Origin of the sequence: Trichocoleus sp. ST-U2 (assembly GCF_039961875.1) — a bacterium.
In the GTDB taxonomy this organism is placed as follows: domain Bacteria; phylum Cyanobacteriota; class Cyanobacteriia; order Cyanobacteriales; family FACHB-T130; genus FACHB-T130.
The window spans coordinates 81,901-93,457 of the sequence record NZ_JAMPJY010000024.1 but is presented as its reverse complement, the minus strand read 5'-3'; the positions used below and the strand labels follow the sequence as shown (position 1 = coordinate 93,457).

The window sequence follows — 11,557 nt, the reverse complement described above, 5'->3', positions numbered from 1 at the left end:
GTATTTCATTAGCTTTACTTATGAATTACCAGGGGTGAGCGTAGAAGACAGGTGAGCGAGCGCATAATTTCAGACCTCATATTACCCCAGCGACGACTTTTGCAAGAGGTCTATTATAGATAGGTGGCTCCATCTCAAATCAGGGCAATGGGACTGTTGGGACATTTGTCTAGGAGATACTCGAGAAAAGCAATCATGCCCTCAGAATTGCCTGCCTCAGCTGCTTGAATCAGTTACAAGGATATTGCACGCGAGAGTAAGCACCGCTATATAAAGCGACTCCTATAGCAGTCGTATTTGAGTTGTGATGATGCTAACGGTTCAGATCGCCGACTTCTTAGCGGGGATCTCGCCTTCAGGAACAATTTAGGATTGCCATAACAGATAATTTATTAAATAAATATTAATTGTGAAAATCGTTACTCTAGACGCATTTTCGCCCTAGCCTCTCTTAAAAACGGAACCTGAAATCTGGCCGTCTCTACCAAAAATGTAGGTTAACGAGATTCAGATTTTCTTTATAAATGTCCTCTCACCCATCAATAACCGTTTGTTTGGGAAGGGAAGGATTTTATCCAGTGCCTATAATGCTTGACAGCAGATTGTTTTGGGCAATGTTGCAATTGCTTAATCTATGGATAGTTGACGCTCGTATTTATGTTAAGCAGCTTCATAACTTTTTATGATGAAATGCAATGTTTTAAGTGGATATCGTACAAGTTATAGCTCATTGTAAAAATCAGATCGCATACTTTATAAAGACAGAGAAATTTTGCTTTTGAAATGGTTCCTCAAAGGAAATACTTTATGCAACCCTTAAATTCACCAGTTTCAGCCTGTCGCTATTGTCAATTTTATAATCCGATGGGACGACGTGGCGGCTGTTGTCAAACTCTTGGCGTAACCGTTCAAAGTGGATGGCAAGGTTGTCAACTGGGAATTCCTCGGTTTAAAATTCCCTACGAATGTTCCCAAGAAGATTCGCAGAAACGAGTTGAAGCAATTGTAATTTAAAATACAACAGAAAAGAGGAATCTGAAACAGTCTGAAAGTTAGAAAGCCAATTTTTTTTATTTCTCCTTTAATAGCATGCTTCTGTTTGACGGGTTGCCGGAAACTGAAAAAGCAATTTTCTCAATAAGAATCTATGCATTGCAACCCGTCTATAATGGCAAGCCCATGAAAGGAGTTCTTCAATCGTTTAGTTTTTCCCTTTTAAATAGTGCGATCGCTGATTAACCCGTTAATACGGGTTTTTTTGGGTATTATTCCGTACATCGGATAAATGAGCGATCGCTTTCCGATACAAGTCCAAAACCCGCCTTGCCTCTTTGTCTGAAAATCGTTACACTTTCCCCTCTGCCAAGTTTTGTAATTCCTGCTGTAGAAAATTTCCCCATTCCGCTGCAAGGGGAATTTCAGTAAAGGGGATTTTCACTGAAGCGGCTGGTGCAAAGACAAATTCCAGCGAAGCGACACGACCTTTACTGGGCAGTGCTTCTAAATCAACGGGCTTGTCATCTACTAGCAGCCGAATCGCTTTAACATCCTTTAAGGAAAACGTTTGCACCTCCACTGGACCTTTGCGCGTCGGTTTTCCCCAGGTTAAAGTGCTGTCATTTTGAGCCAACACTGCATAGATATCGTACTTAGATCGCTCAAACTGCTGTGCCCAGACGCGATAAGCTTCAACTTTTTGATACTCATTCCAGCCTTGCCAAGCCAGCCAGATAAACGCTGCCAGTAGGGGCAGCCACAACAGACCTCTTTCCATTGTCGGATTTTCGCTCTTTAACTATTCTGATATCTTGCAGCCTAACAGACGATTGCATCTATCCTTGGTTAGCTCCCCTTCGGCTATCTGCTAAGTATAAATACTGGATCTAGATTTGCCTAAAACCGTCGAAAGGTTTCTCCAGAAGCTTCCCGATGAGAATAAATTGCCCAAAGGCTTGAATAAGGCTTTACCAATACTTACCAATACCAACAAAGTCCGCCCAGCTCTTTGAGAGGCGCTTCGCGCTTCGGAAACTCAATTTAGCCTGCCTCGCTGGCTTTGTTTCGATAAAAGCTCTCACAACTTCCGCCCCTTTGTCCTGAACGAGGCATTACGCATAAGTCCCAGCTTGTTGTCTTCCTGATGCTTCTCCCGTACAGATGCGCCTTGGGTTCTCAGTTTGAGGGTGAAGTATTCGTGCCTTGTACAAGTCCCTTCAACCCAAATCTTTCTGCGCCAATGCTTTACCCATACATGATTTCAACAGAGGCGGGTAATACATCGTTCAGCTGAAGAGGGGTAAAAGGGTTGGTGTAGCCGAAACTACCAGTATCGTTAGGTATTTTGGCGCTCATTACGCTGCACCCAGTTTCTAGCTGCGATCGAGATCACAAAGCTGGAAACAGCCAGTCACATTTGGTGAGCCAATCCCATCACTCAAACTTGGGGATTTCAAGCAAATATTTGCAGCAATAATGTCACATTTCACTATAGGTTTTTATCACTAGAGAATCTTAATAAAACCTTCATAATTAAAAACATCGAATTCAACAAACTAAGATGCAATCTCACATCTATCTACCTCAAGTCATTATCGAACAAGTGATTTTTCAAATATTTACTATTAGTCGAATTTTTCGTATGGCTCAACCAAAGTTGATGTTAACGTTATCCTCTAAATATTTAATTAATATAAGATTTTAATTGAAAATTATTTGATGTTATTCACTTTACAGCACTGAATAATAGATCTGATTAAAAAAATAATTTTATCATAATTATTTCAAAACGACAAAAATTTTATGAGTCATCTACTACTAAAAGCTACAGGAATATTCATCTTTATATTTGGGTTACAACTGCTCAATATTCAATTGAACTTTAGCATCAGAACTCCCGATAATACTACACAAAATCAAACCTACGAACCCCCAAATCTAGGATTCTCGGACGATAATAGTCAAGGCGCAGGAACCCGCTAACGACAAGAGAATGCCTCCCTCACCTCAAACTGAGTATTAAATAGACGCTCATCGGCTGAAAACCCACAAGTCCTTCAGTAAGATTAAAAATAGGGTTCTTTCGCTTCAAGAGAACTTTTGCCACAAGCAGCCTGATTCGTATCGCTTATTACTGCAAACGAGCGGTATTACTCCAACAAACAAAAATTAATAACTAAAAACTAAATACACCACGGGGCAGATGCATGAGTTATCGTGGGGAGAAACTGGCGCTCACAAGACGGGTGAATATGAGAAAGCTTTTGATAGCGTGCTTGTTTTTATTGGGGGTAGGTTTTGCCCTGTTTAACTTCAAAGGACTGGCAGCACAAGGTGAGTTTGACTCGATTGTGCTAGATTTCCGCGAAGACGTACCAGCAGAAGTGGTGCAAGAACAGGTGCGATCGCTTGGCGCTCAGTATAACAGCGAATTTTCCGAGTCAGATCAGTTGTATATCATTAAAGGCGATCGCAACCTGCTGAAAACTCTAAAAAAATCGCCTTTAGCCAAAAAAACCGAATATATTGAACCGAATTATGTCTACAAAGCTCTGGAAGTCCCCAACGACCCAGAGTACAGCAAACAGTGGAACCTACGGAGTATCAACGTAGAATCTGCTTGGGACGAAACCAAAGGCGCAGGGATGACAGTTGCCGTCATTGACACCGGCATCAGTCGCGTTCCTGACCTGAAAGATACCAAGTTTGTCCAAGGCTACGACTTTGTTAACAACCGAGACCAAGCAGACGACGACAACGGGCACGGCACCCACGTTGGCGGTACTGTTGCCCAAGCCACCAATAATGGCTATGGCGTCGCGGGTATTGCTTACGAAGCCAGCCTTATGCCTTTGAAAGTGTTGAGTGCAGAAGGCGGCGGCACCGTTGCCGATATTGCTGAAGCCATCAAATTTGCTGCCGATAACGGTGCTGATGTCATTAACATGAGCTTGGGCGGTGGTGGCGAAAGTCAGGTAATGCAAGAAGCGATTGATTATGCCTACAACAAAGGCGTCGTCATCGTAGCCGCAGCAGGAAACTCTAATGAGAATTCTGCCTCCTACCCAGCTCGATATCCCCACGTTATCGGTGTTTCAGCAATTGATTCTGCCGGTGAAAAAGCCTTTTACTCCAGCTATGGTGCTGGTGTGGATATCTCAGCCCCTGGTGGTGCAATCACCGAAGAAAATCCATCGGGTGGGATTCTGCAAGAGACCATTAGTTATGACGAAAACGGGAAGCTCATCCCCACTTTTGCTGCCTTCCAAGGCACCAGTATGGCGTCTCCCCACGTTGCCGGTGTCGCCGCTTTAGTGAAAGCCTCTGGCGTAACCGAACCGGAGGAAGTATTGGGTGTCCTCAAAAAGTCGGCACGGGTAATTTCAGATGACGCTCTCAACTACTTTGGGGCTGGTCATCTCGATGCTTCTGCGGCTGTAAAACTGGCGGTACGCGGGCAAATTACCTTCCGCGACTTCTTCCGCTGGTTGCGCGATAATGGCTATCTCAATCCTCGCTTCTGGATTGATGGCGGTGCGGTGGCACTGTTACCTAAGATTGCGATGGTATTAGGTTCTTATGTCCTTGCCTGGTTCTTGCGGAATTATTTCCCCTTTGGCTGGAGTTGGTCGCTAACCAGCGGTTTAGTTGCCGGGAGTTCTGGATTATTCTTCCTGCGCGGCTTCTATATTTTCGATCTTCCTCAGTGGCCTTTCCGGATGATGGGCAGTTCGATTCCCGAACTGGGCAATACGATTCTAGGCAGTGGTTTATTGAATCCCATCTTCGCCAGCGTGTTGATTCCTTTTGCATTAATCGCCTTGCTACTGGGACACCGCAGTTGGAAGTGGTTTGCGATCGGCTCGACCTTGGGCGTGGCATCCTGTTTATTAGTGAGTGCCGTAGCAGATCCGGCGATGTTGTGGTTAGGTCATGGCGCGATCGCTAGGCTATTCCTAATTACTAATGCCCTCCTGTGTATCGGACTCGCCTATTTATCCAGCAAAGGAGAAGGGCAAACAGCATGAGCATCAGCGTAGAAGGCACTATCGAACGCAAGGGGCTTGGTCCAGGCACCTGGGCGCTAGTCACACAAGAGGGTGAAACCTACGAACTCCACAAAGCTCCAGAAGATTTACGCAAATCGGGACTCAAAGTGAAAGTCAAAGGTGAGGTGCGAAAGGACGTGATGACCTTCGCGATGATTGGCCCAGTTCTAGAAGTTAAATCTTTTGAGGAAGTCAGTTCGGATTAGCCATGAGCGATTAGCGGTTAGTCATTCGTTAACAGCGAATGAGCGATCGCTAATCTGCCTTCTGCTTCTCGTTATTTCTAGCACAGTGGCTCTCCCATCGCGGGGTTGAGGGATGGAAATGCCAAGCAACTTGTGTCAGTTCCCCCCTAACCCGCCTTTGAAGCCGGGAGAAATCCAGAAAGTCTTACACCGCCTAACGAACCGAAAAAAAAATCCCCGGCTCAAACCGGTGAGCCAGGGGATGTCAATCAGGGTGCATCTACCAATCTACTCTTCTAAAGGATTCCTCAACTATCCGGATTAAGTTGGGGTAAATTTAACGATTAAATTAGAATAAATAGAAATTTTCTCTCCCTTTCCCGGAATCCATCAACGGCATCAGCGTTCAAGAAAACGAAACTGCCCTTTATGGAAACTTTAAGTAACTTGAATCTATCTAGGAAGAAAGGGAAACAGTTCCTCCTCCAGGTAAGAAAAGCAGCTAGAAGGTTCTAACTGAAGCAGGAGTGCATAGTAGCAGTGGCTCAGGAATTTCATATCTCTGTAAATCCCTTAGGGGAAAGTAAATATTGGGTGCGGACAGAATGGGTTGCCGCACCGGGTGCCGTCCCATTTGCCGAAGAGCAGGTAACGTGGCAAGTGGAGGATTGGTTAGCTCAGGCGAGGCACCTGATGAATGACCCTTTGCTGATGGCTTTGTCTCCTAGCGATATTTCTCGATCGGGTTCCCCGAACCGAGAAGCCACCCAATCTTCCCTTAACTTGGTGGCGCTGGGGCAGCAGATGTACGATGCTTTGTTCCAAGGAACGCTGCGAGATAGTTGGATGATCGCTCAAGCGATCGCTCAAGATCGGCAAGAAGTATTGCGGCTGCGCTTGGGATTAAAAGATAGTCGCTTACTGAGCTTACCTTGGGAAGTATTGCACGATGGCGATCGCCCGTTGGCAACTGGAACCGATGTTGCCTTCTCCCGCTACCAGATGAGTACAAGGTTGAGAAGTCCCACCGTTTCGTTAGGTTCTGGGTCTAATCAACCGGCGGTGCGAATCTTGATGGCGATCGCTGCCCCCAACGACCAGGAAAGTTTGGCGCTCAAACAAGAAGTCAGCCACCTGCAAGCAGAACTGAGTCACCGTTCCCGGAATGGCTTACCCGAAATTCAACTCACTGTTCTGGAGCAACCCGGTACGGAGCAGCTGACGCACGAGCTGGAACAAGGTCAATATCAAGTTTTCCACTACGCAGGTCATAGCGACCAAGGAGCCTACGGCGGCAATCTCTACCTCGTAAGCCGCCAAACCGGGCTGACGGAGATGTTAAGTGGAGATGACTTAGCGGGGTTGCTCGTCAATAACGGCATCCAGCTCGCAGTGTTTAACTCCTGTCGGGGCGCTCATACCGCCGCTTCAGCTCCCAGCGACGGTGCCGCAGAGGGAAATTTGGCAGAAGCGCTGGTCAAACGCGGCATCAAGAGCGTGCTGGCGATGGCAGAACGCATTCCGGATCAAGTCGCTTTGACCTTGGCACGGCGGTTTTACGGCAATCTGAATCAAGGTTATCCGATTGACCTCAGCCTGAGCCGAGCGCGGCAAAGTTTAATTTCTACTTACGGTTCTCGCCAGCTTTACTGGGCTTTACCGATCCTCTATCTTCACCCGGAATTTGACGGTTACTTGACACCAGGTCATCATGCCATCAATGCCAAAGCAGAGCGACTTCAGTTGCCTGACGCTTCTGGGGCAGACATTGCTTGGGGAGGAATGCTTAATCCTCTCTCTAGGGAGGAAGAAGCGGTATTCACGGCACCGCCGACTGGATCTCGATCCGGTTTCTTAACCACCGACGAGGCTTTAGACTCCTTAGAGGATGACTTCTACGGGGATGACGATCCCGACTGGACCGATCCGGTTGATGATTTGGAGTATGACGATATTGGCTACGAAGACGACTCGGCTTTGGTTGCGGATCTGTTTCGCCAGCTAAAGCCTGAAGTAGCAGCAGAGACACAGAGGGAAACAGAGGTAGACCAGACAAGGGACAGACATGTAGAAAGAGAAAATCAGACAACGATCGCCGCTCACCCGCTCAGCGAGTCGAAAACACCCCCCCAACCTGTCGCCGCAGCGATCGCTGCTGAGTCAGCACCGAAAAACGCGGGTTCGGGAGAATCGCTACTGGGATATGCCGCCGGGAACCCCCGGCTGCGATTTTGGCAGCATGGTGAAGGGAAGAAGGGACAGCGACGAGCCAAGCGTGCCCCACTGATTTTGCTGGCGTTAGGCTCGACGATGGCGATCGCGCTTTTGGGTTTCTGGTTGTTGCAACGTCGTCCGCAACCTTCAGACTTGTTGTTCTCTCAGGAGAATACCTCAACCTCACTTCCGGCGCTCCCTAGCCCCAATCTCAAAAATGTCAATCTCCAGAAAGCCAATACCCCGACTGTCACGGCGATCGCCATTGAACAATTCAGTCAAAATAACTTATCCGCCGCCGGGGTGGCTGTAGAAGAATTGCTGAACCGAGGAGCGTTACAGCAAGCCCAAGGGGCGCTTGACAACGTTAACAAACAGAAAATCGATGACCCAGCCATCAGCTTCCTGAGAGGGCGTCTGGCGTGGCAGTCTGTTCAAACTGGCAGCAAGGATTACAGTTTGGATGATGCCCGTCGATTTTGGGAGCAAGCGGTCAAAAAGCAACCCAAATCTGCTAAATACCTGAATGCCCTAGGGTTTGCCTACTACTTAGAAGGGAATCTCGATCGTGCTAACCAAATTTGGTTTGATGCTTTTTACTTGATAGAAGAAAAGCAAGCGACTGTTGCCGGATCGGTTGCCCAACAAGAAGCTTTGACTACTTATGCAGGATTAGCAATTGGGCTGACAAAATTAGCTGCATCTCAACCTGCTGATAAGCAAGCAAAACTTTTGGATGAAGCCCGGAAGCTCCGACAAAAGGCGATCTCAGAAGACCCGGTTAACTTCCAACCGGAGGCCCTAAGTAAAAACTGGCTCTGGACAGAAAAAGCAATTAAAGATTGGCGATCGCTACTTTCGACAAGTCAAAAGTAATTCCCGAAAAAACATCTACTTGCACGTTGAATTTTAGTAATTAGTAAAAAAATTTGAGTTTTGAATTAAGAATTTTTTTCTAACTCAAAACTCAAAAGTTTTATAGTAATTACTTTTTGAGCAACGCAGAGAGAGACTGTCGCTTTCGCAGATCCATGATTTCTGCCAGACTATCCTCGCCCCAATCCAGAGGATGATTTTCTTCTGGAGGCACCACCGTTACCTCAGTCATCCCATAATTTGTCATCATTAGGGGCACTTCTTGAGGTTTAGAGAAGCCTTCTGCCGGTTGTGGCGGCATGGGACGACGCTTTTGCTTTTGAGTCGGGCGGCGTTGTTTTTTGCGGACGCTTGCAGTCGGCTTTGACCGTTTGAGAGATTTACGCTGCGGTGAACGACTCAGGTTTAGCGCTATCAAAAGCGTTCCAGTGACAAAGCCCAAGGCGATCGCACCATACAACCACCGTGGCACTTCCTGTTGCTTTGGAGCTTCCGGAACTTCCGGAACCGCTGTAAAACCTGGCAACGGGGTTCCCGATGGCTGACTGGTTGTGAAGCTTGGCAGTAGTGATGCCTCTGGTTCTGGAACCGTCGTTCCGGCAGGCATCGGTTCAACAGATTTAGATTCCTCCTGCTCGATGGGGCCTGTACTAAATAGACCTAGCGCTGCTACTGCTGCGATGGTAATCATGGACGCCCACAAACCGCCCCAAAAGGCGAGTGGGTACTTCTGAACCATCTGGTACAGGAAAACAAGGCTAAAGCGCTGTATAGGAGGCTTATCGGGCTGATTGAGCATTGAACGCCCTCAACTAGCACGGCTGATTGATATTGGGTAATTTATATCAAAGTTTTATCAAATTTTGAAAAACTCGGTATAACTCACTAGAGGCAGATTTTAGCAAAAATTGCCTGCGATCTTCCAAAAAAGAAAATATAGTAACCCGGACAAAGAGATGATTGTGGCAGCCAAGAACCAGAGATTTTGGAGATTTCAGAGTTCTCAAAGCAGAGAATTACTTATCCCCAATCCCCAAATACAAATTTTGGTAACAATGGGATTAAGCAGACATCCAACCGCAGGTACTGATTCAAGACAAGACACCTGCCTATGATAAATGAATGCGATAGACTAGCTACTCGACAGGGCACAGGGAGGATAGATAAAAAAATGGGCGAGCAGTTTACGCCTGCAATTGAAGAAGAGCCATCAGAAGAAGAAATTGTGGCACAAAGTTCATCGAATCGCCGTGGCACCTCCGGTGCCCTTGCCCGGAGAAATGCAGGACGGGAAAAACATGATATGGCTTTAACTCGGCTAAGCCGTGAAAGCTTGCCCCAATCCTGGTCAATAGAAAACAGTGAGAACCTGTATCGGATTGAAGGTTGGGGTCAACCGTACTTTTCGATTAATGCAGCCGGTCACGTTACAGTTTCTCCCAAGGGAGAGCGCGGTGGGTCTTTAGATTTATTTGAACTGGTCAACGCCCTGAAGCAGCGCAATCTGGGGCTACCACTGCTGATTCGCTTTTCAGATATTTTAGAAGACCGGATTGAGCGATTAAATGCTTGTTTTGCGAAAGCGATCGCGCGTTACAACTATTCCGGTACTTACAAAGGTGTCTTTCCGGTCAAGTGCAACCAGCAGCGACACTTGGTTGAGGATTTGGTGCGGTTTGGTAAACCCCATCAGTTTGGCTTGGAAGCTGGCTCGAAGCCAGAGATGATGATTGCTTTGGCAATGTTGGATACGCCTGGGGCATTACTCATCTGCAATGGCTATAAAGACCGAGAATACATCGAAACGGCGATGTTAGCGTCTCGACTGGGGCAAACGCCGCTGATCGTTTTAGAGCAGGTTGAAGAAGTACAGCTGTGTATTGAAGCCAGCCGTCAGTTGGGCATTAAGCCAATTTTGGGCATCCGGGCAAAGCTGAGTACCCAAGGCGTGGGACGCTGGGGAGGATCTACGGGCGATCGCGCTAAATTTGGTTTGACCATTCCCGAAATCATTCACGCGGTCAACGAATTACGAGACGCTGACTTGCTGGATTCGCTGCAATTGTTGCACTTCCACATTGGCTCTCAGATTTCTGCGATCAACGTCATCAAAGATGCCATCCAAGAAGCTAGCCGGATTTACGTCGAGTTAGCCAAGCTGGGGGCTGACATGAAATATCTCGATGTCGGCGGCGGTTTGGGCGTGGATTACGACGGCTCTCAAACCAATTTCTACGCTTCCAAAAATTACAATATGCAGAACTATGCCAACGATATCGTGGCAGAGTTGAAAGAAGCTTGTGCCGAACACCAGTTACCCGTTCCCACGCTGATTAGCGAGAGTGGGAGAGCGATCGCTTCCCATCAGTCGGTGCTGATTTTTGATGTTCTCGGCACCAGCGATGTCCCATCCGGGGCACCCGAACCCCCAAAAGAGGGTGAATCTCCGATTATTAATTACCTCTGGGAAACCTACCAATCTATAAACGAAGAGAATTTCCAAGAGCTATACCACGACGCCGCTCAATTCAAAGAAGAAGCCATCAGCCGATTTAATTTGGGGATTTTGCGCCTCACCGAACGAGCCAGAGCCGAGCGTCTTTACTGGGCTTGTTGTGAAAAAATTCTAGCGATTACCAGGAAGCAGGAATACGTTCCCGACGAATTGGAAGACCTAGAAAAAATTATGGCTTCCATCTACTATATCAACCTGTCTGTCTTCCAATCAGCGCCGGATTGTTGGGCAATTGACCAGCTGTTTCCCATCATGCCGATTCATCGGCTGGATGAGGAACCAACACGGCGGGGAATTTTGGCAGACCTCACCTGCGACAGCGATGGCAAAATCGATCGGTTTATCGACCTCAGAGATGTCAAGTCGGTTTTAGAACTGCATACGCTGAAGCCTGACGAACCCTACTACCTGGGGATGTTCTTGAATGGAGCTTACCAGGAAATTATGGGCAATCTGCACAACTTGTTTGGCGATACCAACACGATTCACATTCATTTGACGCCCAAGGCTTACAGGATTGAACATGTCGTCAAAGGTGACACCATGAAGGAAGTCTTGGGTTACGTACAGTACGATTCTGAGGATCTGATTGAGCAGATTCGTCGGCTATGCGAACAAGCGCTTATGGATAAGCGCATTACCATTCAGGAATCCCAGCGATTGCTGCAAAACTACGAGCAGAGTCTCAGTCGGTACACTTATCTGTCGTCCTGATGAGTAAT

8 protein-coding genes are annotated in these 11,557 nt (G+C 47.1%); 6 read left to right on the top strand and 2 right to left on the bottom strand.

From position 1 onward, the window contains the following. Positions 1-807: 807 nt before the first annotated feature. Positions 808-1,014 carry a hypothetical protein gene (locus NC996_RS16875; protein WP_190413102.1) on the top strand — a complete coding sequence of 69 codons (207 nt, stop codon included), beginning with the start codon at positions 808-810 and terminating at the stop codon, positions 1,012-1,014. Positions 1,015-1,345: 331 nt separating this feature from the next. Here the strand turns inward: NC996_RS16875 and NC996_RS16870 are convergent, their stop codons facing one another. Further along, the gene (locus NC996_RS16870) at positions 1,346-1,774 is read right to left on the bottom strand and encodes a hypothetical protein (protein WP_190413100.1); all 429 of its coding nucleotides are present in this window, start codon (positions 1,772-1,774) and stop codon (positions 1,346-1,348) included. A gap of 1,025 nt (positions 1,775-2,799) precedes the next feature. On the opposite strand from NC996_RS16870, the gene NC996_RS16865 reads away from it, so the two are divergent. The 4 genes from NC996_RS16865 to NC996_RS16850 all read left to right on the top strand — a co-directional run bounded on the left by NC996_RS16865 (position 2,800) and on the right by NC996_RS16850 (position 8,320). After that, positions 2,800-2,979, top strand: coding sequence for a hypothetical protein (locus NC996_RS16865; RefSeq protein ID WP_190683844.1), 180 nt, complete (start codon positions 2,800-2,802; stop codon positions 2,977-2,979). A 269-nt stretch (positions 2,980-3,248) separates the two neighbouring features. Beyond that, positions 3,249-5,024, top strand: coding sequence for a S8 family peptidase (locus tag NC996_RS16860; protein WP_190683855.1), 1,776 nt, complete (start codon positions 3,249-3,251; stop codon positions 5,022-5,024). Continuing rightward, entirely contained in the window at positions 5,021-5,251 is a 231-nt protein-coding gene (locus NC996_RS16855; RefSeq protein ID WP_190413096.1) for a hypothetical protein, read from the top strand. Before NC996_RS16860 ends, NC996_RS16855 begins: the two co-directional genes overlap by 4 nt. A 519-nt stretch (positions 5,252-5,770) precedes the next feature. Beyond that, on the top strand, positions 5,771-8,320 hold the full coding sequence (locus NC996_RS16850) for a CHAT domain-containing protein (RefSeq protein WP_190683841.1): 2,550 nt from the start codon (positions 5,771-5,773) through the stop codon (positions 8,318-8,320). Between the two features lie 109 nt (positions 8,321-8,429). Here NC996_RS16850 and NC996_RS16845 read toward each other — a convergent pair whose 3' ends face one another. After that, positions 8,430-9,119 carry a hypothetical protein gene (locus NC996_RS16845; protein ID WP_190683839.1) on the bottom strand — a complete coding sequence of 230 codons (690 nt, stop codon included), beginning with the start codon at positions 9,117-9,119 and terminating at the stop codon, positions 8,430-8,432. A gap of 372 nt (positions 9,120-9,491) precedes the next feature. Here NC996_RS16845 and speA point away from each other — a divergent pair, with 372 nt between their 5' ends. Continuing rightward, the gene (gene speA, locus NC996_RS16840) at positions 9,492-11,549 is read left to right on the top strand and encodes a biosynthetic arginine decarboxylase (protein WP_339380229.1); all 2,058 of its coding nucleotides are present in this window, start codon (positions 9,492-9,494) and stop codon (positions 11,547-11,549) included. Positions 11,550-11,557 lie beyond the last annotated feature (8 nt).

What these genes read in the sequence shown, in the direction of transcription:
- NC996_RS16875 (WP_190413102.1), top strand. Translation starts at nt 808, where the DNA reads ATGCAACCCTTAAATTCACCAGTTTCAGCCTGTCGCTATTGTCAATTT.
- NC996_RS16870 (WP_190413100.1), bottom strand. Translation starts at nt 1,774, where the DNA reads ATGGAAAGAGGTCTGTTGTGGCTGCCCCTACTGGCAGCGTTTATCTGG.
- NC996_RS16865 (WP_190683844.1), top strand. Translation starts at nt 2,800, where the DNA reads ATGAGTCATCTACTACTAAAAGCTACAGGAATATTCATCTTTATATTT.
- NC996_RS16860 (WP_190683855.1), top strand. Translation starts at nt 3,249, where the DNA reads ATGAGAAAGCTTTTGATAGCGTGCTTGTTTTTATTGGGGGTAGGTTTT.
- NC996_RS16855 (WP_190413096.1), top strand. Translation starts at nt 5,021, where the DNA reads ATGAGCATCAGCGTAGAAGGCACTATCGAACGCAAGGGGCTTGGTCCA.
- NC996_RS16845 (WP_190683839.1), bottom strand. Translation starts at nt 9,119, where the DNA reads ATGCTCAATCAGCCCGATAAGCCTCCTATACAGCGCTTTAGCCTTGTT.
- speA (WP_339380229.1), top strand. Translation starts at nt 9,492, where the DNA reads ATGGGCGAGCAGTTTACGCCTGCAATTGAAGAAGAGCCATCAGAAGAA.